This is a genomic window from Pseudomonas fluorescens, from assembly GCF_003732425.1.
Classification (GTDB): domain Bacteria; phylum Pseudomonadota; class Gammaproteobacteria; order Pseudomonadales; family Pseudomonadaceae; genus Aquipseudomonas; species Aquipseudomonas fluorescens_BE.
In genome coordinates, this window is record NZ_MOBX01000005.1 from 249018 (window position 1) to 269430 (window position 20413).

17 protein-coding genes are annotated in these 20413 nt (G+C 59.4%); 6 read left to right on the plus strand and 11 right to left on the minus strand.

Annotation, left to right across the window (positions count from 1 at the left end; translation table 11 throughout):
- Positions 1 to 24: 24 nt before the first annotated feature.
- The 8 genes from BK670_RS09030 to BK670_RS09070 all read right to left on the minus strand — a co-directional run bounded on the left by BK670_RS09030 (position 25) and on the right by BK670_RS09070 (position 8486).
- Positions 25 to 957: a sigma 54-interacting transcriptional regulator gene (locus tag BK670_RS09030; RefSeq protein ID WP_123449489.1), complete on the minus strand. Its 933-nt coding sequence runs from the start codon at positions 955 to 957 to the stop codon at positions 25 to 27.
- 54 nt (positions 958 to 1011) lie between these two features.
- Positions 1012 to 1593: an alpha/beta hydrolase gene (locus tag BK670_RS09035; RefSeq protein WP_123449490.1), complete on the minus strand. Its 582-nt coding sequence runs from the start codon at positions 1591 to 1593 to the stop codon at positions 1012 to 1014.
- A 288-nt stretch (positions 1594 to 1881) separates the two neighbouring features.
- On the minus strand, positions 1882 to 2283 hold the full coding sequence (locus tag BK670_RS09045) for an ExbD/TolR family protein (protein WP_123449491.1): 402 nt from the start codon (positions 2281 to 2283) through the stop codon (positions 1882 to 1884).
- A 1-nt stretch (position 2284) separates the two neighbouring features.
- Positions 2285 to 3010 carry a MotA/TolQ/ExbB proton channel family protein gene (locus tag BK670_RS09050; protein WP_123449492.1) on the minus strand — a complete coding sequence of 242 codons (726 nt, stop codon included), beginning with the start codon at positions 3008 to 3010 and terminating at the stop codon, positions 2285 to 2287.
- A 44-nt stretch (positions 3011 to 3054) separates the two neighbouring features.
- Entirely contained in the window at positions 3055 to 3864 is an 810-nt protein-coding gene (locus BK670_RS09055; protein ID WP_123449493.1) for an energy transducer TonB, read from the minus strand.
- A 378-nt stretch (positions 3865 to 4242) separates the two neighbouring features.
- Positions 4243 to 4569, minus strand: coding sequence for a hypothetical protein (locus BK670_RS09060; RefSeq protein ID WP_007952780.1), 327 nt, complete (start codon positions 4567 to 4569; stop codon positions 4243 to 4245).
- A gap of 189 nt (positions 4570 to 4758) precedes the next feature.
- Positions 4759 to 6102 (minus strand): aryl-sulfate sulfotransferase, encoded by a 1344-nt coding sequence (locus BK670_RS09065; protein WP_123449494.1) that lies wholly within the window; start codon positions 6100 to 6102, stop codon positions 4759 to 4761.
- A gap of 23 nt (positions 6103 to 6125) precedes the next feature.
- Complete coding sequence (locus BK670_RS09070) at positions 6126 to 8486, minus strand: TonB-dependent receptor (protein ID WP_123449495.1); 2361 nt, start codon at positions 8484 to 8486, stop codon at positions 6126 to 6128.
- A gap of 165 nt (positions 8487 to 8651) precedes the next feature.
- Between BK670_RS09070 and BK670_RS09075 the strand changes: the two genes are divergently transcribed.
- Both BK670_RS09075 and BK670_RS09080 read left to right on the plus strand, forming a co-directional pair.
- The gene (locus BK670_RS09075) at positions 8652 to 9596 is read left to right on the plus strand and encodes a LysR family transcriptional regulator (RefSeq protein ID WP_123449496.1); all 945 of its coding nucleotides are present in this window, start codon (positions 8652 to 8654) and stop codon (positions 9594 to 9596) included.
- A 214-nt stretch (positions 9597 to 9810) separates the two neighbouring features.
- Positions 9811 to 11427, plus strand: a complete 1617-nt coding sequence (locus BK670_RS09080) for an alkaline phosphatase family protein (RefSeq protein WP_123449497.1) — start codon at positions 9811 to 9813, stop codon at positions 11425 to 11427.
- A 106-nt stretch (positions 11428 to 11533) separates the two neighbouring features.
- Here the strand turns inward: BK670_RS09080 and BK670_RS09085 are convergent, their stop codons facing one another.
- Positions 11534 to 12454, minus strand: a complete 921-nt coding sequence (locus tag BK670_RS09085) for a TauD/TfdA dioxygenase family protein (RefSeq protein ID WP_123449498.1) — start codon at positions 12452 to 12454, stop codon at positions 11534 to 11536.
- A 183-nt stretch (positions 12455 to 12637) separates the two neighbouring features.
- On the opposite strand from BK670_RS09085, the gene BK670_RS09090 reads away from it, so the two are divergent.
- Positions 12638 to 13558: a LysR family transcriptional regulator gene (locus BK670_RS09090; protein ID WP_123449499.1), complete on the plus strand. Its 921-nt coding sequence runs from the start codon at positions 12638 to 12640 to the stop codon at positions 13556 to 13558.
- A gap of 121 nt (positions 13559 to 13679) precedes the next feature.
- On the opposite strand, the gene BK670_RS09095 is transcribed toward BK670_RS09090, so the two are convergent.
- Positions 13680 to 14693 (minus strand): ABC transporter substrate-binding protein, encoded by a 1014-nt coding sequence (locus BK670_RS09095; protein WP_123449500.1) that lies wholly within the window; start codon positions 14691 to 14693, stop codon positions 13680 to 13682.
- A 397-nt stretch (positions 14694 to 15090) separates the two neighbouring features.
- Here BK670_RS09095 and BK670_RS09100 point away from each other — a divergent pair, with 397 nt between their 5' ends.
- From BK670_RS09100 to BK670_RS09110, 3 genes are read left to right on the plus strand one after another with little or no spacing between them, the layout of a single operon-like run.
- Positions 15091 to 16689: an ABC transporter permease gene (locus BK670_RS09100; RefSeq protein ID WP_123449501.1), complete on the plus strand. Its 1599-nt coding sequence runs from the start codon at positions 15091 to 15093 to the stop codon at positions 16687 to 16689.
- Positions 16686 to 17501 (plus strand): ABC transporter ATP-binding protein, encoded by an 816-nt coding sequence (locus BK670_RS09105; protein ID WP_123449502.1) that lies wholly within the window; start codon positions 16686 to 16688, stop codon positions 17499 to 17501. The genes BK670_RS09100 and BK670_RS09105 overlap by 4 nt, the downstream gene beginning before the upstream one ends.
- Before the next feature lie 14 nt (positions 17502 to 17515).
- The gene (locus BK670_RS09110; RefSeq protein WP_123449503.1) at positions 17516 to 19126 is read left to right on the plus strand and encodes an arylsulfatase; all 1611 of its coding nucleotides are present in this window, start codon (positions 17516 to 17518) and stop codon (positions 19124 to 19126) included.
- 173 nt (positions 19127 to 19299) lie between these two features.
- Here the strand turns inward: BK670_RS09110 and BK670_RS09115 are convergent, their stop codons facing one another.
- Positions 19300 to 20370: a fatty acid desaturase gene (locus BK670_RS09115; RefSeq protein ID WP_123449504.1), complete on the minus strand. Its 1071-nt coding sequence runs from the start codon at positions 20368 to 20370 to the stop codon at positions 19300 to 19302.
- Positions 20371 to 20413 lie beyond the last annotated feature (43 nt).

The following is a 20413-nucleotide window of genomic DNA, read 5'->3' on the forward strand; positions in this document are numbered from 1 at the left end:
TTTTGTTCATGTTGAACAAAACGGTTACAAGCCCTCACTCAACCGAATCAGCAAATCTTTCAATGCCTTACGCTCATCGACGCTGCCGCCGATGTTGATTTGTGCAACCAGCCGTTCGATCTGAAGCTGCGGCCCAGACACCTCGGGCAGATTCAGGTGCTCCGGCAGAATCTCGTCGCCCGTGCTCACCAGCAACGCGAAATGAATGACGTTTTCCAGCTCACGGGTGTTGCCCGGCCAACTGTGTTGTTCGAGCACGTGCTGCGCCGCTTCGCTGATCAGCGGCACGGGCAGATCCAGACGCTGGCTGTAGATGCCTAAGAAGTACTCGGCCAGCGACAGGATATCGCCGGTGCGTGCGCGCAGGGCCGGCAACTCGAGGTGGCCCTCGCTGAGGTAGTGATAAAGCCGCTCGTGGAATTTCCCGGCGTCCACTGCTTGCGCCAGATCAATACTGGTGGCCGCGACCAGGCGCACATCCACGGGGCTTGGCTGAGGCGCACCGACACGGGTGACTTCGTGATTCTCCAGCGCCGCCAGCAATTTGATCTGGATCGGCAGCGGCAAGTCGCCGATTTCATCGAGGTACAGCGTGCCGCCATTGGCCGAACCGAACCAGCCTGCACGACTGCTGGCCGAGCCGCTGTAACTGCCAGCGGCGTAGCCGAACAGCTCGGCATCAGCGTAGGTCGGGCTGATCGCCCCGCAATTGACCGAAACGAACAGACCGCTGCGGTCACTGGCGCGATGGATGTGCCGGGCGAGCAGTTCTTTACCCGTACCGGTCTCGCCACGGATCAATACCGAGGTCGAGCGCGGCGCCAGTCGCTCGAGCTCTTCGCGCAACTGACGCGAGCGCGGGTCGACAAACACCAGCGCTTTGGCGCGAATGCTCAGGGGACTTTTTTCAGCGTCGGGAAAGGTCAGCAATGGCTGACCGAAGGTTTCGAAACTCATGGCAGACTCCCGCCCAAAACCGCCGGCAGACGGGGGCGTTGAAAGAAAAAAAGATCAGGCGCGGCGGCGGGCGTGGTGTTCCATGCGGTTTTGCAGGCGATAGAGGTAAGCAAAACCCTGCTCCCAGCGCTGATGCCCGGACTTGACGTTGATGTGTCCGGCACCGGCGAGAATTCCCGCCTCGGCGCCCCAGTTGCGTGCCAGCTCAAGCGCTCGCGGCGCACTCACGGCGGCGTCGTTGTCGGAGCTGACGACCTGGCTCGGGAACGGCAGCAGATCCTTCGGGATCGGCGCGAAATTGCGCAGTGCCGGTGCACAGGCTGGACGCTCGACGTCCGCTGGCGCGACGAGCAAGGCGCCGCGTACCTGACGCAGGTATTGCAGCGGCGCCGTGGCTGCCCAATGAGCAACGGTAATGCAGCCGAGGCTGTGGGCGATAAGGATGACCGGCGTGCTGTCAGCAGCGATCGCTTCGGCCAGTGCCGCCACCCAGTCTTCACGACGCGGCGTCAGCCAATCGGCCTGCTCGACCCGCGCGCTGTTCGGCAGGCTGTTCTGCCAGTGGCTTTGCCAATGATCATCTGGCGATCCTTGCCAGCCCGGCACAATCAGGTAGCGGATTGATTCGTTGCGCATGGGGAGCTCTCCTGCGTCGTGTCTGTTCCTGAACGAGTATAGGGAGGGGATTTATATTCGTTAAGGAATAAGAAGCTATTTATTAAGACCCATAATGCATATGAGGCGCGAAGCCTGTGGGAGCGAGCCAGCTCGCGAATACGGTGCATCAGTCGGCGTTGATGTTGTGGCGAATGGCGCCTTCGCGAGCAGGCTCGCACCCACACTGGAGAGTGTCGTGGGCAAAAAACGGATAAAAAAAGGGCCGCACCCTGCCAAGGAGACGGCCCCGGAAAAACGTTGTATCTGTCAGCGCGCGGTAATCACCGACAACCTGGTAATCCCCGCCCGCTCAATCGAAGCCATGGCGCGCGCCACTTCGCCGTAGTTCACCCCGTCATCGGCCTGCAACTGCACGCGCACTTCCGGGTTCTTGGCCTTGGCCGACTTGAGGTTGAATTCCAACAAGTCCGGCTGAATCTCGTCCTTGTTGATAAACAGCTTGCCGGCGCCATCGATGCTCACCACCAGCGGGTCCTTCTGCTCGACCGGCGCCACCGCTTCGGTCTTCGGCAGGTTGATCGGGATCGCGTTGGTCAGCAGCGGCGCGGTGACGATAAACACCACCAGCAGCACAAGCATCACGTCCACCAGCGGGGTCACGTTGATCTCGCTGAGTACCTCATCACTGTCCTGCGTGGAGAAGGCCATATCAGGATGCCTCCTTCACTTTTGCCGCGTTGCCCGGCACTGCGACCTTGTGCGCGGTCGGGTGAATCAACACGCGAAACGCGCTCTTCTGCGCCAGGCTGTAAAAGTCGTGGGCGAAGTCATCCAGATCCGCCGCGGTCAGTTTCAACCGACGCAAAAAGTAGTTGTAAACCAGCACCGCCGGCACCGCGACGGCGATCCCCACACCCGTGGCGACCAGGGCCGCACCGATTGGCCCGGCCACCGTTTCCAGGCTCGCCGAGCCGGCCGCGCTGATGCCTTTCAACGCTTCCATGATTCCCCACACCGTGCCGAACAAACCAATGAACGGCGACGTACTGCCAATACTCGCAACCACCGCCAGACCGGTTTCCAGCGAACGCCGTTCGCGGACAATTTGCTGACGCAGGGCGCGCTCGAGTCGATCCTGATGGTTGATCGCCTGGCTCAAATCATTGGCCTGTGGCGCCTCGCCCACCTGAATCGCCGCGTAACCGGCCTGTGCCACCCGCGCTGCAGCGCCAGGCTGGGTTTCACTCAACTCGGCGGCAGAATCGAGACTCGACGCCGCCCAGAAGCGTTTATGAAAGCGCCGGTCCTGTGCCTTCAGACGCCCGAACTGCACAGCCTTGAGCAGTGCCAGGCCCCAAGTGGCGACGGAAAAGACCACCAGCAGCCAGATCACCGCGCTTTCGATGGATTCCAGTGGAGATGCCAGTAACGTCATGATGTATTCCTCGTGTAAACGTTTCGCGCGAATTTGGTTTCGGTTTAATGAATCTTGAAATCGATGGGCACGCTGACCCAGCCGTCCTGGGCGACATCACCCTGCTTGGCCGGGACGAAACTCCAACGTTTGACGGCGTTCAGCGCCGCGTCGTCGAGCTGTTGCCGGCCGCTGCTTTTTGCTATCTGGATCTCACCCGGTTTGCCGCTGGCCAACACATGCACACGCAGCAACACCGTGCCTTCCCAACCACGACGCTGAGCCAGCGACGGATATTCCGGCGCCGGGTTTTTCAGGTACGCGGCGTTCGCTGATGCCGGGGTTACCGGTGCCGGCGCGGGTGGGGCAGGTGGCGCTGGCGCTGCAACCGGGGCTGCCGGTTGTGGCGGCGCGGGAGGTTGCTCGACCGCTTTCGGTGCTGGCTTGGGTACCTGCTTGACCAACGGTTTAGGTTTCGGAACGGGTTTTGGCGGCGGTGGTTTTACCGCCAGTTCGTCTTCCACTGGCGGCGGTGGCTCGACCACAGGCGCAGGTGGCGGCGGCTCGACAATCGGTGGTGCTGGTGGTGCCGGGCGCGAAAACTCGATGGTCATCGGCGGAATTTCCGGCGGTACGATCGGCAGCACCGGCGTCGGCTTCTGGCTGATCCAGTAGATCACCGCGCCATGTACCACCAACGCCAGCACGCCGAGCAGAAGGGTTTCGCGCCGACTCAGAATGCCTTTGGGCGCACGCTGCAAACGCAGCTGGCCCAACGGCACACGATGGGGCCGGCCGAGATCGACCAATTCACCACCCGGCGTCTGACGCCACAGCAATTCCTCTGCGCTGGCGGCGGTCTGGACATTGCCCATTGATTCACTCCCTGCGGTCTTTTTGCGTTCTCTACAAAAACTGTCGATCACCGTTTGTTGAATCCCCCACGGCGGATCGCTGGGTGAATCATTGAGCGTGGCGCTTATCTCCGAAAGTAATCTTTAACGTTATGCATAGGCCTTTATGGAATATAAGAATTGATCAATTCCGCCAAAGCCACGTGCCATACGGGCTGCAGCGATGCCTGAAAAACCGCATGCTTTTCAGGCATTGAAAGTATTCATGCAACGCATCAAATTCGCTTGACCCGGTTTCGCTGGACAACTAATACCAAGTAGATAGTTGATTGTTATTTTTCCGAAACAACAAAAAGGCCGGAACACTTTCGTGCGCCGGCCTTCTTGTTTATGCAAATATTATTGCTTGACAAACTCCCCGGCCAAGCCAACAACATCACCATCGAAGTTGGTGCGCGAGCCAACCGCACGAACTTTCGAGTAGTTGTGATCTGGCGAGAACAATGTCCAGGACTGATAGCCGGTGCCGTCATTCAACGCCGCGAACGTGATGATCGTAGGCTGCCCGGTGCTGTTCTGGAAATGGTAGTGACCGTAAGCGATATCGTAATTCACGCCGTTCTGGCTGAATTTTCCGCTGAAGGTGCCGTTGGAATCGTTGCCATCGGTAATCGTCAGTTTGGCGCCAGCGTTAGCGTTTACATAATTGCCATTAATGCTCGACATAACGAGATTTCCTTTATCGTTGGATAAGTGTCTTCCGATGAGAGCAAGTTTCCTCCTGGAAACTCACAAGACAGAGAATGGTTCGACATCCTGTTAATGTCCACATGAGAAACTAACGAATTTGCAATAAGCCCCCGTCACCTTGTTCATAACTTATCGCCAATCATTCGAGCGTTAATTCCAATTAAACTAGCGACTGGCGTTGGTTTGTTGTACTCCGATGCCAGGTACAGTCACCGCCGTCTCGGAGCGCGGCGTACCTTGCGGTACCCAGTCATAACTCACAGGCAGCGCCCGATACACCCAGTTGCTGATCGCGTCACTACCTGGCGCTTTGCCGAGATAGGGGCTGACGTATTCCCAGACGTTTTCGCCGCTGGCCGTCACCTGGAAAAACCGTCCGTTCATGCCTTCATCGATTAACGTATTGCCGTTGGGCAAACGCCGCGCGCTGCTGATAAACGAGCTGTAAAACGCCCAACCCGGTTGCTTCGAATTGGCAGCGCTGTACTGCCAGACGATTTCATTTTTAACCGGATCGATTTCAAGTACCCGTGAACCGGAAATCAACCCGAGGGTAACGTTCGGATAACCTGCCGAACCCTGGTTGTCGAACACCAGCAAGTTACCGGCACCAGGCAATCCCGCCGGGATTATGTGTGCATCATGCTGACCGACAAACTGATCCACGGGACGCGGCAGTTTCTGCGCAGTTTTCGGATTGATCAGCGGCAAATTCGGCCCAAGACGCCAGACCACTTTGCCGCTGTTCTTATCGATGATCGCGATGAAGTTGGCGTTGCGTGAATCGATCAGAAGGTTGTCCGGATTGAAGCGCTTGTCACCGGCATCGAACCACTTGTTCGGCCCCACCAGACTAAGGTTGTTGATGTGCAGGTAATCCGGATTTTCACTGGCACGCACCAGCTTCAATTGCTCGGCGGTGAAGCCGAATTCATTGAGATGTTCCGACGCCAGCCACTGCCATTTCACCGCACCGTCAGGGCTGACCTCATAGATCGCATCGTCGATCACCTCGGGCACTTTGAAGCCTTTGACCTTGTGCACCTTGTTCGCCAGCACCACGGTGTTGCCGTTGCTCAAGCGGCGCTGATCATGGTGTTGCTGCGCCGCGCCACCGGGTGCCTTGTCGCCCCACTGCCAGACGACTTTGCCGTTCCAGTCCAGCTCGCCGACACTCTGGTTGCCCAGCCCGTTGCCGGCCGAACCGAGTTTGCCGGGATCCTTTTCACTCAGTTGCAGCAGCACGTGCCCGCGTTCGCCACCGACCAGTGCCGGGTCAATGATCGCTGAAGGAAAACCTGCCTGCGGCCAGGTTTTTACCTCGTTGCCGTTCATGTCGATCAGGTGGGTCTGTTTGTCGGCGCCGCTGAAAATCACGTACTGGTTATATGCCTTGTTCGGGTCATAACGTGTCACGCCGGTCGGGTAAACACTCGGTGCGGCGAAGACGCCGCCACTGAGCACTAAGCCGGACAGCAACACCGGCAAAGCGGTTTTAATACGCAACATGATGCAGCTCCTTAAGTGACGAATCAGAAGTCGTAGCGACCGGTGACGCCCAGCGTGCGCGGTGTGCCGAGCAGGCCTTCATAGCCGCCGTTACCGCCCGTCCACAGGGTCGTGTAGTAGGTTTTGTCGAAGGCGTTTTTCAACCACAGCGACACGTCCCACTGGCCTTGGTTGAAGTCGCCGCGCAGGCCGGTGGAAAAGTTGACCACGGCGTAACTCGGGATCTGTCCGTAGTCGGAATCCTCGACCGTACCGACGGCTTTCGAACGGAATGCGTAGCTCGCGGTGACGTAGGGTTCGAAGCCGTTATCCAGATTCCATTTGTATTCGCCGTTGGCATTGCCGATCCATTTCGAGGCGCCGACCACTTGATGCCCGCTGAGGTCGCAAGACGCCGGAGCACCCGGCGCCTGGCTGACTTCCGGCGGGCACGGGGCATCTTTGTACGAGAGATAGCTGACGTCGTTGTAGGAGCCGTTGATGTTCAGGGTCAGGCCGCGCAACGGGATTACCGTGCTTTCGAACTCGACCCCGCGCGAGCGCACGGAACCGGCGTTGGTCAGGTACTGCACGCGGTTTTCCGCGTCGTAGGCGTTGGTCTGGTAGGCGTTGACCTGGGTCCAGAACACGTTGGCGTTGAGCTGCAGACTGTGGTCCCACAGCGTGCTCTTGAAACCGAGTTCGGCGTTGTTCGCGCGCTCGGTGCCGATCAGCAACGAATCGGCACCGGCCACTGGAGCAGAACCCACCGCGAGGTTGACCCCGCCGGATTTCTCGCCGTGGGAGAGCGTGGCGTAACCCAGGACGTCATCGGTGATGCGGTAACTGAGATTGAGCAGCCCCGACGGACTGGAGCTGTACTGATTCAAGTCGCCGGAATCGTAAGCGCCGGCACGACCGCGCCGCGCCGTGGCCGCCGCCCCCGTGACCGCCGCGCCGCCGACCGGGGCATTGCGCGTCACCCAGGCATTTTTTTCTTCATAGGTGCCACGTACCCCGGCGGTGAAGTCCAGTCGTTCAGTGAGGTGCCAGGTGCCTTGGGCGAACAGAGCAAAACTGTCGGTCTTGATATGACCGTTGCCGACGCTGGTGACGTTGGCCAGTGCGCCCGCCGGCGTGCCATTCCAGATATCCGCTTGTGGGCCGTAATAGGCGAAGGATTTGTTGTCCAGATCCGAACCGAAGTAGTAGGCGCCCACGACGTAATCGAAGAACTCGCCCTTGGGCGAGGCCAGGCGAAATTCCTGCGAGTACTGTTTGTCTTCCACCGACACTCCGGCGTTATAACTCGCCGGCACGTTGAGGCCGTCGTCGTTGCGCGGGGTGAAATTCCAGAAGCGATAGGAACTGATCGAGGTCAGCGTGAAGTCGCTCGGCAGCGTCCAGTTGGCCTCCACCGAGGTACCGCCCTGATGCACGGTGACATGCTGGTCGTTATCCAGATTGACCTTGCGGTGCGAACCGTTGACCAGTGTTGCGCCGGCGGCATTGGCGCGCGACTGGTACAGGTTGACGCCGTTGATGGTCGGCCCGGTGTTGTACAACACGCGGGTGCCGGCGCTGGAATCTTCTTCGTTATAGTCGCCGATCCAGCGCAGGTTGAAATCTTCATTGGGCTTGAACAGCAGTTGCGCGCGGAAGCCATCGCGCGAGCCGCCATTCAAATCATGGCCGTCGTATTCGTTCTTGATGTCACCGTCGCTGCGCGTGCGATAGGCCGAAAAACGCCCGGCCAGTTGATCATTGAGCGGCCCGGAAATGGTGCCCTTGGTCTGGAAATAACCGTCCTCACCGACCGAGGTTTCGATGCTGCGTTCAGGGGTGAACGTCGGCGCGCGGGTGCTGATATTGATCACCCCGGCGGTGGTGTTTTTACCGAACAACGTGCCCTGCGGCCCACGCAAGACTTCAAGCTGCTCGATGTCCATCAAATCAAAAACCGCCATCCCCGGGCGGCCCAGATAGACGTTGTCGATGTACAAGCCAACGCTGCCTTCCAGGCCATCGCTGGCCGGGTTGTTGCCGAGGCCACGGATCGACACGCTGGACTGCCGCGCGTGCATGTAGGCGACGTTGACGCTGGGCACCAGTTGCTGCAAATCCTGAATCCGGTAGACGCGCTGTGTCTCCAGATTCTGCCCGCTGACCACGCTCATCGGCGTCGGTACATCCTGCGAACTTTCTTCGCGGCGGCGGGTGGTGACGGTCACGGTTTCCAGTTGCGAACCATTGGCGGCAGGCTTGCCGGCCGGCACTGGTGCCGGGGTTTCCGCTTCGGCGGCGTAGCCATGAGTCCAGCTCGCGCTGCCTGCCAGTAACAGGGCCAGAGGCAGGCGCTTGAGCCGTCGTGGCGTTAAGGGTGACGCAAGGTTCAACGGACTCATGGCGCGGCTCCTGGTCAAAAAACACACAGACATCATCAGCGCTGCATATTCTTTTAAGTTATTTATTTATGGATTTACAAATATTTACTGCATAAGAGATTGCCTTTATAAGGAGTCGACCTAATGCATATCCAATGCATTTCCCGGATATTTTTTATGTGAAAAATGCATATCGACTTGCGTCAACTTCGTCACTTCATCGCCCTGGCTGAACAACGCAGCTTCGTCGCCGGCGCGCAGGCGGTGAACCTGTCGCAGTCGGCGTTCAGCCGCAGCATTCAGGCGCTGGAGCACAGCGTCGGCTGTCAGTTGGTTGACCGTGGGCGCAAGGAATTACCGCCGACCAAACAGGGCCAGGTCCTGCTGGAGCACGCACGGCGACTGGTCAGTGGCGCGCAGCAGATGGCCAACGAGATCAGCCAGTTCAATGGGCTCGAGGCCGGGGAATTGCGCTTCGGGTGTGGGCCGGCGCCGGCGGCAGGTTTGATCCCTCGGGCGATTGGCAGCTTTATCGGGCGCTATCCGAAAGCGCGGGTGCAGTTTCAGGTCGATGACTGGCAGAGTCTGAGCAAGCGGTTACTGAGTGAGGAGTTCGAATTTTTTGTCGCGGACACGCGCTACTTCGAGGCCGACCCGGATTATCTGACCCACCGGCTGCGGCCGCGTAAATGGCATTTCTGCTGCCGTGCGGGACATCCGTTGGCCGGTTTTGATCGGGTCAGCGCCGAGCAATTGATGAGCTATCCGCTGGCGGTAAGTATTCGTCCGCCGAACCTGCGCAAGGTCATCGTTGATCTCAGTGGACGCCCCGATTTCACACCGAATGTGGAATGTGAAAACAGTGCCAGCCTGCTCAGCGTGGTGCTGCGTTCGGATGCGATAGGGATTGTCGGCGCGTATTCGGATGCGTTGCATCAGGCCAAGGGTGAGTTGGTGTGTTTGCGCATAGAAGGCTTGGCCGATGATCTTGAAGAGCTGTACACCCGCTACGGGATTGTCAGCCGCGCGGGATATCGGTTGTCGCCGTTGGCGGAGGCGATGATTGAGCAGATCAAAGAGATTGATCAGCAGGATGAGGAGGTTTGCTCACTGCAGAATCTCGCCGTTTGACATGACGCTTTCGCGAGCAGGCTCGCTCCCACAATGGATTGTGGTGAATACAGAATGTGTGATCGCCACTAACCCTGTGGGAGCGAGCCTGCTCGCGAAGAGGCCGGCACAGGCACCGATGCATTTCCTGCATAAAACCCATTCCCCAAATGCACTTGCCGAACACCCCCACTGAAAGCGAAAAACCCCACCTGTCTCTCTGACCGGTGAACCCATGTCCAACTCGCCAAACCCCGTGCGCAACGTGCTGTACATCATGTGCGATCAACTGCGCCGCGATTACCTGTCCTGCTACGGCCATCCGCATCTGCACACGCCAAACATCGATCGACTCGCTGCGGCCGGTGTACGTTTCAGCCGCGCCTACACCCAAGGCACGATTTGCGGCCCGTCGCGGATGTCGGCTTACACCGGACGCTATGTCAGCAGCCATCAGGTCGCGTGGAACGCCGTGCCGCTGCCACTGGAAGAACTGACCATCGGCGATTACCTGCGCCCGCACGGCATTCGTACTGCGCTGGTCGGCAAGACCCACGCGACGGCGAATATCGATGCCTTGCAACGCCTGGCGATCAACCCCCAGAGCGATCAGGCCGAAATCCTCAACGAAGTCGGCTTCGAGCCCTACATGCGCCATGACGGCATCTATCCCGACGACCCGCTGTTCGACGACAAACGCGAATCCGCGCCCTACACCCATTACCTGCGCGAAAACGGCTTCGACGGCAAAAACCCCTGGCACGACTGGGCCAATGCCGCCGAAGGCGCGAACGGTGAAATCCTCAGCGGCTGGCAAATGCGTCATGCGAATTTGCCAGCACGAATTCCCGAGCAACACTCAGAGACTGTCTACACTACAAATCGAGCCATCGACTTCATCACCGAGCAAGGCGAGAAATCGTGGTGTTTACACCTTTCCTATATCAAACCGCACTGGCCCTACATCGTACCAGCGCCGTACCACGCCTTGTACAGTACGAAATCGATTCTCGAAGCGGTCCGCGCGACGCCCTCCGAAGCCAGCAAACACCCCGTATACGCTGCCTTTCGCCAGCATGAAGAAAGCCTCAACTTCTCCCGAGATTCAGTACGATTGACTGTAATCCCCACGTACATGGGCCTGATCAAGCAAGTGGATGATCAGCTCGGGCGGCTGTTCGACTTTTTGCAGAGCAACGGCCGCTGGGACGACACATTGATCGTGTTCACCAGCGATCACGGCGACTTTCTGGGCGATCACTGGTTGGGCGAGAAGGAGTTTTTGCTGGAGCAGGCGGTTGGTGTGCCGCTGATCGTGCGCGATCCTCGGGCCGCGGCAGATGTCACTCGGGGAACCGCCGATGATCGACTGACAGAAACCATCGATGCCTTGCCGACCTTTCTTGAAGCACTAGGATTGCCGGGGGCGGAGCATCGGCTTGAGGGGCGCTCCCTGATTCCCCTGCTGCACGGAGAAAGTCCGGAGTGGCGCCGCTATGCAATCAGCGAATACGACTACGCCTTTCAGGCACCGGCGCGCGAGCGTCTGGGCCAGCCGATCGACCGTTGCCGCATGACCATGGTGCGCAGCGAGCGCTGGAAATACCTGGCGTACGACGGCTTTCGACCGCAGTTGTTTGATCTGCTGAATGATCCGCAGGAGTTGCGCGATCTAGGTGATGACCCGGCGTATGCGGCGGTGCGCGAAGAGCATGCGGGGTATTTGTTTGAGTGGGTGCGCGGGTTGAAGCGGCGCACGACCATCAGTCATCAGGAGATTGATTTGCGTGGGCAGCGGTTTCGCTACGGAGAGCCGGAAACCGAGAAAGTCGTGCAGATCGGCGTGTGGTGAAAAAGCATCGCTAGCAGGCTAGCTCCCACAATTTTTTGCGTCGTTCACATCCTTTGTGTTCGACGCAAATCCCTGTGGGAGCTGGCCTGCCAGCGATGGAGCCCGATCAGACGCCGACGATATCCGCGCCTTTAATGGTTTGACTACGCTGCCCGTTCGCCCCTACCGGCACCTCACCTTTCAACGTCACCCGCCGCACCACGCGATCCTGAGTGCCGTAATCATCAATCGCATAATGCTGCGTCGAGCGGTTATCCCAGATCGCCACATCACCGGCCTTCCAGCGCCAGCGCACGGTGTTTTCCTGGCGAATCACATGGCTCTGCAACAACCCGAACAAATGCGCCGAATCCGCTTGCGAATAGCCCTTGATGCGTTTGACGAAATGCCCCAGCAACAAGCTCTTCTCGCCGCTGATCGGGTGCACGCGGACCACTGGATGCTCGGTCTCGTAAACGGTGGAAGTGAAGACCTTGCGATAGCGCTCAAGCTTCTCCGCCGAGACGTCCGGCTTGGCGCTGGCGTAGTCGTATTCGTTGCTGTGCACGGCAACCAGTTTGTCGGCCAGTTCACGCAGCTCGGTCGGCAAGCCGTTGTACGCCGTCGCGGTGTTGGCCCACAGCGTGTCGCCACCGAAGGCCGGAGCCACCACCGAGCGCAAAATCGAGGCTTTCGGGTAGGCGTCAACGAAGGTCACGTCGGTGTGCCAGGAGTTGGCGCGCTGACCTTCGGCGCCGTCCAGTTCGAGCAGATAACGCGTGCCCTCGCGGGACGGCACCGTTGGATGCGCCACCGGCTCGCCGAGCAAATGCGCGAAGGCTTCCTGACGCTGATCGTCGAGCTGAGTCTGTTCGCGGAAGAACACGACTTTGTATTGCACCAACGCCTGTTGAATGGCTTCGATCGTGGCGCCATCCAGCTCACCGGACAAATGCACGCCACGGATCTCGGCGCCGATACGACCGGCCACCGGATGAATCTCCAGCGCGTGGATAGCGGGTTTTACAGCGAGTGCGGCATTGCTCATGGGTAGACCCTCATCGACTGCTTACGGTTTTGGACGGCAGCGAAACAACGCTCTATCTATATTCCATTTACATCTAATAGATATTCACATGCTTCGTTGACGGAATAAGAGCGTGCATTTAAAACCTCTAGTAACCCTCGTCGCAAATGCCTTCGAGCTATTTTTAGGATGCCGGAAAAGCATATGGATCTTCGCCAGTTGCGTTACTTCATCGCCCTCAACGAACACCGCAGTTTTGTCCGCGCGGCCGATGCGATGGGCATCACTCAACCGGCGTTTAGCCGCAGTATTCAGGGGCTGGAGCAGGAGTTCGGCTGCGTGCTGGTGGATCGTGGCAACAAGGATCTGCGCCCCACGCCAGAAGGTCAGGTAGTGCTGCAACACGCCTTGAGCCTGGTCCAGGGCGCGGCGTTGCTCAGTGCCGAAGTGACGCAGATGACCAAGCTCGATGCCGGTGAAGTGCACTTCGGTTGCGGCCCGGCGCCGGCGGTGAAACTGGTGCCGGACGCGGTGGCGCAATTCATCAATGCGCACCCGAAGGTGCGCACCTGTTTTCAGGTGGATAACTGGGAAAAACTCAGCCGCGCACTGAGCCGTGAAGAGATCGAATTCTTTATCGCCGACATTCGCCATTTCGAGTCCGATCCGAACTTCCAGACTCAAGCGCTGACGCCCAAGCGCGGGGTGTTTTTCTGCCGCCCGGGGCATCCGTTGCTGGCCAAGGAAAGCCTGTCGACCAACGACATGTTCGACTATCCGCTGGCGACCACGCTGATCCCGCCGGGCATTCGCAAACTGCTGGCCAATCTCAGTGGGCGCATCGATTTTTCCCCGACCATCGAGACCGAGCACTTTCCGGCGCTGGTGAAAGTGGTGCTGCAATCGAATGCGATTGGCGTCGGTACGGAGGAGGCGTTTGTCGAAGACATTGCCAAGGGTTCGCTGGTGTTGCTGCACTGGCGCAATTTGCCGCAGAACCTGGAGAGCATGAATGCGCGTTGCGGGATTGTCAGTCGTACCGGATTCAGATTGTCGCCGGCGGCACGGGCGATGATTGAGACGCTGGTGGCAGTGGATCGGCAGGACGTCAGCGTCGCTGTTTAAGGCCCTTTCGCGAGCAGGTCGCTCCCACAGCGATGTTCGGTGAACACAGATTCTGCATCCGCCACCGATCCCCTGTGGGAGCCAGCCTGCTGGCGATGGGGCCAACTCAAACGCTGAAGATTCAGAGTTTGGCTGCTGCCAGTTCAGGCGCCACCCAATCAGTCACTTTGAATGGCTTGCGAATCAGTTTCTGCTGCGCCGCCAAATCCACCGAGTCCTGCAACTTGCCCAGGAACACCGGATCCAGCGTCGACGGGAACACTTCGCTCAACTTCTGATCCTGCAGATCCTGGGTCAGGATCACCGGCGGATAGCTGGCCAAACCCGAGACCAGTTGCACGTAAGCGGCCTTGTTGCTGTCCTGCGTCAGCCACTCCACGGCCTGTTGTTGCGCCTTGAGCAACTTGGCCACCGCCTCCGGGTGCGCGTCGACAAACTTGCCCGTGCCGACCAGTACCGACTGCACGCTGCCTGCGCCACCAAGATCCTTGGTGTTCAGCGGCAACTCGGCCAGCCCCTTGGCCTGCAATGCGCTCAACCCGGAGCTGCCCCATGACGCATCGATCTGCTTGGCTGCCAACGCCGCGACCGCTGCATTGAAATCCAGATTGATGACTTTCAGGTCCTTCTCGCTCAGGCCCTGACTGGCCAGCGCCGCATCAAACGACAACTGCGTCGCGGTGCCACGGAAGATCGCCACGCGCTTGCCCTTGAGATCCTGCAACGTCTTGATCCCGGAACCCGGCACCACGCCCAGATACTGCTTCACGCCCCGCGCACTGGCGCTGAGCAAACGCGTATCCAGACCATTGGACTTGCCGATGATCGCCGCCAGGTCGCCGAGATACGCCAGGTCAACCTGACCGTTGGCAAAGGCCTCATTGATCACCGGTCCCGCGCCTTTGAAAAAACTCCACTGAATCTTGATGCCCTGGTCGGCAAAGGCCCTTTCGAAGATCTGCTGATCGCGCAACACATCAACCACGCCCCCACCGCTGTGCTGAGTGCCGGCGCTCAGGTCAGGCACGGCGATCCTGATTTCCTTGAGCTCGTCGGCGTGGGCGGTGAACGCCAGCAGGCCCGCCAGAGCCGGGACGGCAAACAGACTGAAAACACGTTTGAAGGGAAGATTCATGGGTGCTGCTCCTTGATCACGACGGGCGTTGAGGAGCCGAAAGTAGGCCGAATGACTACCTACGCTTAAATACTATAAATGCACATTTTTATAGCTTTTTGCGCTAAGCAAGCGGTGGCGCGGCTTGCAGCGGCGTATGCATTAACAGCATCGAAAATATTCTCCGAATGCATTGGATGCGTGTGGGCTGGAGGCCTTAAATGGCGCTCCTTATCTCTAAAAATAACTTATTAAAGATTATTTATAACCATTAGCTCTTTGTTAATACCGCAAGAGATCGCAGCCTTCGGCAGCTCCTACAGGGTCAATTCAAGGACGCATTCCCCCCCGCAGGAGCTGCCGAAGGCTGCGATCTTTTGATCTTGATCTTGAGCCAACCCGACAACGGAGGTCACCCATGGCCCGCCAATCCTTGCTCAGTCTCCCCCTACCCGCGCCGCCGCTGAAAAGCCGCCGCACCTGGCCAAGCCTGAACCAACGCCTGTTGCCGTGGCTGCTGCCGCTCAGTCTGTTCACGCTGTGGTGGCTGGCCGCACGCAATGAATGGATGAGCGAGCAGATCCTGCCCGCGCCGTCGCTGGTGTGGAACAGTGCTGTCGAGTTGTCTCAAGGCGAGTTGTGGAGCCATTTGTGGATCAGCCTGCAGCGTTTGTTCTGGGGCCTGCTTGCCGGGGTTTCGGCCGGTGCATTGCTCGGCGCAGCACTGGGCTTCAGTCGGCGTCTTGAACGTTTGATCTTCCCGACCTTCGCCGGCCTGTCGCAAATACCGACGCTGGCGTGGATTCCATTGTTCATGGTGTTTTTCGGCATCGGCGAAGTGCTGAAACTGGTGGTGCTGATCAAAGCCATCGTCGTGCCTGTGACCCTGCACACCTTGGTCGGCGTACGCGACGCACAACCGAAACTGCGTGAAGCCGCCGCTGTTCTGCGTCTGCCACCGCGCCTGCTGATTCGTCGCCTGGTACTGCCCGCCGCCCTCCCCGCGTTCATGGCGGGCGTGCGCCTGGCGCTGGCCGCCGGCTGGACGTCGTTGCTGGCCGTCGAACTGCTGGCCTCCAGTGAAGGCATCGGCTACCTGATGGTCTGGGCGCGACAACTGTTCATGCTCGACATCGTTTTCGTCTGCATTGTCGTCATCGGTTTGATCGGCGTGGCGATGGATCGCGGTATCGGCCTGCTGGACAAAAAACTGGTGCACTGGCCGCACCCGGCCACTGCCGAAATCCGTCGCGGTCCTCGTTATGAAGGCTGGCAGCGTCTGCAACCGTGGCTGCTGCCACTGGGCTTGTTGGCGCTGTGGCAATTGGCGAGTGACCAGCAGTGGGTCGACGCCAATATTCTGGTCAGCCCGTTGGCCGTTTTGAGCACGGCATGGGCTGGCGTGCTCGACGGCACGTTGATCAGCGGCATGGCCCTCAGTCTCGGCCGCACGCTGGGTGGCCTGTTGCTCGGCGGCGGCCTCGGATTTGCCTTGGGCCTGCTGCTGGGGCTATCGAACATCAGTGAACGCCTGCTCGGCCCAACTCTCGCGGCCATCCGCCAGATCGCCATTTTCGCCTGGGTGCCGCTGCTCACCGCGTGGTTCGGTCTCGGCGAATTGGCGAAGTGGGTGTTCGTCGCCCTCGCTGCGTTCTTCCCACTGTTTATCGCCACGCAACGCAGCGTCGCCAACCTCTCGCCACAGCTCAACGAAGCCGCGCAAGTGCTGCGCCTGAGCCTCGGCCAGCGTCTGCGTCGATTAGTGCTGCCCGGCGCCGCGCCGGGGATTTTCGCCGGTCTGCGCCTGAGCCTGATCTACGCCTGGCTCGGCACCATCGGCGCTGAATACTTCATGCCGTCGAATGGCGGCATCGGCAGCCAGATGATCGGCGCACAACAACTGCTGCGCATGGACCTGATCATGGCCGGCATGCTTTTCGTCGGTCTCACCGGCGCCCTGCTCAACCTCATTGGCCAACGCCTGGAAATTCGCGCGACCCGCTGGAGACACGCATGAACGCACCGATTGTCAGCTTCAATCACGTAGGCAAATCCTTCGACGTCGACGGTTTCGAACTGGAGGCGATTCGCGAATTCAACCTGGACATCGCCGAGGGCGAGTTCGTCGCCATTGTCGGCTCCAGCGGCTGCGGCAAATCGACATTGCTGCGCTTGCTGGTGGGCCTGGATACGCAGTTTCGCGGGCAGATTACCGTGGACGGCAAAGCCGTCAGCGGCATCGGTGGCGAGCGTGGCATCGTCTTTCAGGAACATCGTCTGTTTCCGTGGCTGACCGTCGCCGACAACATCGGTCTGGGCCTGGTCAACGAACCGCTGAGCGCTGCGCAGAAACAGCAGCGAATCGACGATTTCATTGACCTGGTCGGCCTGCGCGATTTCACCCGCGCCTACCCGCATCAGTTGTCCGGCGGCATGGCCCAGCGCGTGGCGATCGCTCGCGGACTGGTCGCCAGCCCGCGCATTCTGCTGCTCGATGAACCTTTCGGTGCGCTCGATGCGCTGACCCGCCAGCAGATGCAGGACGAGCTGTTGGCGATTCGCGATCGCGCAAAAATCACCACGATCCTCGTTACCCATGACGTCGAGGAAGCGATTTTCCTCGCCGACCGCGTGGTGGTGATGGAGCCGCGTCCGGGGCGGATCAAGCAAGTGGTCGACATCGCCCTGCCGCACCCGCGCCAGCGCAGCAGTTTCGACTTCCATCAGTTGCGTGAAGAGCTGCTGCACGAACTGACCAGCGATGACCATTACCAACCGAGCGTGCCAGTGCAGATCCGCGATCTGCCGCTGACGTTCATTGCCTGCTGAACAGGAGTTTTGCGATGCCGCAACGTCCCAATTTTCTGGTGATTCTGGCCGACGATCTAGGCTTCTCCGACATCGGTGCGTTCGGCGGCGAAATCGCCACGCCGCACCTTGATGCCCTGGCCAACAACGGCCTGCGCCTGACCGATTTTCATACCGCGCCGACCTGCTCGCCAACCCGTTCGATGCTGTTGACCGGCACCGACCACCACATCGCCGGGATCGGCACTATGGCCGAGACGCTGACCCCGGATCTAATCGGCAAACCGGGTTATGAGGGCTATCTCAACGACCGCGTGGTGGCGCTTCCGGAGCTGCTGCGCGAGGCCGGTTATCAAACGTTGATGAGCGGCAAATGGCATTTGGGGTTGAAGGCTGAACTGGCGCCGCATGCGCGGGGTTTCGAGCGCTCGTTTTCGCTGTTGCCCGGCGCGGCCAACCATTACGGTTTCGAGCCAACCTACGATGAGCAAACGCCCGGCCTGCTGAAATCCACACCCGCGCTGTACATCGAGGACGATAGGTTTGTCGACGAATTGCCGAAGGATTTCTATTCATCTGATGCCTTCGGCGACAAGTTGCTGCAATACCTCAAAGAGCGTGACCAAAGCCGGCCGTTCTTCGCCTATCTGCCGTTCTCCGCGCCGCACTGGCCATTGCAGGCACCGGCCGAGATCGTCGAGAAATACCGTGGCCGCTATGACGCCGGGCCGGAAGTGCTGCGTCTGGAGCGACTGGAAAAACTCAAAGCGTTGGGGCTGATCGAGCCAGACGTCGAGCCGCATCCACTGATTCAGTTGACCCAACAGTGGGACGCGTTGAGCGAGGAACAAAAACAGATTTCCGCGCGGGCCATGGAGGTCTACGCGGCAATGGTCGAGCGCATGGACTGGAACATTGGCCGGGTTGTCGATTACCTGCGCCAGCAGGGTCAGCTCGACAATACGTTCATCCTGTTCATGTCCGACAACGGTGCCGAAGGTGCGCTGCTGGAAGCGTTCCCGAAATTCGGGCCGGAGTTGATGACCTATCTGAACCAGCACTACGACAACAGTCTCGACAACATCGGTCGGGCCAACTCCTACGTCTGGTACGGGCCGAACTGGGCGCAGGTGGCGACCGCGCCGTCGCGCCTGTTCAAGGCGTTCACCACTGAGGGCGGAATTCGCGTGCCGGCGCTGCTGCACTATCCGCAGTTACCGCTCAAAGGACAGATCAGCCATGGTTTCGGCACGGTGATGGACATCACGCCGACCATTCTCGATTTGGCCGGCGTGCGCCATCCGGGCAAGTTCTGGCACGGCAAACCGGTGGCGCCGTTGCGTGGTAAATCGTGGTTGGGGTTCTTGTCCGGCGAGACCGCGCAGGTGCATGACGAGCACACGGTGACGGGTTGGGAGCTGTTCGGACGGAGAGCGATTCGCCAAGGCTCGTGGAAAGCGGTGTGGATCCCCGGGCCGGTGGGGCCGGCGACCTGGCAGCTTTATGATTTGAGCAATGATCCGGGGGAGATTCACGATCTGGCGTTGAGTCAGCCGGACAAGCTCAGCGCATTGATCGGGCATTGGCAGCAATATGTGGAAGAGACCGGGGTGATTCTCAGTGCTTCGCCGTTTCAGCCGGATTGAGACAGGATCAAGTGCCCCTCCAGCCCTCTCCCAGAGGGAGAGGGGGAAAGGGAGCAGATCTTCATGTTCTTCAAACCTGAGTTCGACTCGCAGTTTCAGGTCGATGTATCAAGCGCAAACAACTCGGTCAGTCCCCTCTCCCTCTGGGAGAGGCCTAGGGTGAGGGCAGCTTGTCAGGCCTCCACCGCCTCACCAGACACCGCAACTTTATCCCGACGAACAAACCGGTTCGCCCGCCCAAACGTCCCGAAATCATTGAACCGCACGCCCATCTCACGCATCACCTTATGCGCCACCGGCACGGTCATCTGACGAATGTAAAACGGCTCCTTCACGACAAAATGATGGATCCCGTGACTGCTGCCAAAGTTGAAGCAGAACGCCTGCAATGGCCACAGCCACCAAGGGTTCAGCACCTGGCACTGCTGCAGCACATTGCCCAACTCGACATCGCCGTAGTAATGCATGTTCGAACTGATGAAGTGCAGGCAAAAGGTGCGCAATACGTTCGGCCCGATAATCACCACAGCAGCGATATCGATCACCTGCATCACCGACAAGGTGGTCGCTGACCATTCAATCGGCGAGCCCAGCAGATACGCAACGCCATTGGCCGCATGAAAACCGAGAAACACATACCACGCGCCCCAATGCACCAGCGCCAGCGGCGCATAGACCTTCAGCGTGCGCTTGATGATGCTGAACTTGTGCGTCCAGGTCTTGGCCCGCAGCATGCGGATGAACGCCGACATGACGTTGTCGCCAACCATCAGCAAGCGCGCAAAACCCCACGGCTCGCCGTTGGTGATCGCGCGCTCTTCCATATCAGTCTCGGTGCCGGACACCTTGTGGTGATTGAGGTGCAGATGCCGGCGAATCCACGGGTTGATGGTGCTCGGCCGCGCCAGCCAGACCAGGCCCATCATCAGGTTATGCGGCACACGCTGCTTGCGGAAATACATGCTGTGGATCAGGTCATGTTCCAGCTCATGGGTCAGCGACGCAAAAAATGCGTTGAGCAGCAGGCACACCCACCACGCCATATGGCCGCTGATGTACAACGCTGCCGAACCGATCATCCCCGCCAGCGCAAAGGCCAGAATCCCCGCGCCCAGCGCATCCTGATGCTGGAGAATCGGGTAGCGCTGACGCAGTTCGACGCCTTTGGCCAGCACCACTTCGCGAATATGCGCTGATCGCTGGGCAGCATTGTGTCGCTGGGGACTTGCAGAAGTACGGTCCATGCTTCCATCCTCTGTTTATGGATGTTCGCATCGTGCCTCGTCA

Bases quoted from the DNA above. Each gene is read 5' to 3' on its own strand.
- BK670_RS09115 (WP_123449504.1), bottom strand. From the start codon at position 20,370: ATGGACCGTACTTCTGCAAGTCCCCAGCGACACAATGCTGCCCAGCGA.
- BK670_RS09050 (WP_123449492.1), bottom strand. From the start codon at position 3,010: ATGACGTTACTGGCATCTCCACTGGAATCCATCGAAAGCGCGGTGATC.
- BK670_RS09060 (WP_007952780.1), bottom strand. From the start codon at position 4,569: ATGTCGAGCATTAATGGCAATTATGTAAACGCTAACGCTGGCGCCAAA.
- BK670_RS09035 (WP_123449490.1), bottom strand. From the start codon at position 1,593: ATGCGCAACGAATCAATCCGCTACCTGATTGTGCCGGGCTGGCAAGGA.
- BK670_RS09075 (WP_123449496.1), top strand. From the start codon at position 8,652: ATGCATATCGACTTGCGTCAACTTCGTCACTTCATCGCCCTGGCTGAA.
- BK670_RS09030 (WP_123449489.1), bottom strand. From the start codon at position 957: ATGAGTTTCGAAACCTTCGGTCAGCCATTGCTGACCTTTCCCGACGCT.
- BK670_RS09085 (WP_123449498.1), bottom strand. From the start codon at position 12,454: ATGAGCAATGCCGCACTCGCTGTAAAACCCGCTATCCACGCGCTGGAG.
- BK670_RS09095 (WP_123449500.1), bottom strand. From the start codon at position 14,693: ATGAATCTTCCCTTCAAACGTGTTTTCAGTCTGTTTGCCGTCCCGGCT.
- BK670_RS09105 (WP_123449502.1), top strand. From the start codon at position 16,686: ATGAACGCACCGATTGTCAGCTTCAATCACGTAGGCAAATCCTTCGAC.
- BK670_RS09065 (WP_123449494.1), bottom strand. From the start codon at position 6,102: ATGTTGCGTATTAAAACCGCTTTGCCGGTGTTGCTGTCCGGCTTAGTG.
- BK670_RS09070 (WP_123449495.1), bottom strand. From the start codon at position 8,486: ATGAGTCCGTTGAACCTTGCGTCACCCTTAACGCCACGACGGCTCAAG.
- BK670_RS09090 (WP_123449499.1), top strand. From the start codon at position 12,638: ATGGATCTTCGCCAGTTGCGTTACTTCATCGCCCTCAACGAACACCGC.
- BK670_RS09100 (WP_123449501.1), top strand. From the start codon at position 15,091: ATGGCCCGCCAATCCTTGCTCAGTCTCCCCCTACCCGCGCCGCCGCTG.
- BK670_RS09045 (WP_123449491.1), bottom strand. From the start codon at position 2,283: ATGGCCTTCTCCACGCAGGACAGTGATGAGGTACTCAGCGAGATCAAC.
- BK670_RS09055 (WP_123449493.1), bottom strand. From the start codon at position 3,864: ATGGGCAATGTCCAGACCGCCGCCAGCGCAGAGGAATTGCTGTGGCGT.
- BK670_RS09080 (WP_123449497.1), top strand. From the start codon at position 9,811: ATGTCCAACTCGCCAAACCCCGTGCGCAACGTGCTGTACATCATGTGC.
- BK670_RS09110 (WP_123449503.1), top strand. From the start codon at position 17,516: ATGCCGCAACGTCCCAATTTTCTGGTGATTCTGGCCGACGATCTAGGC.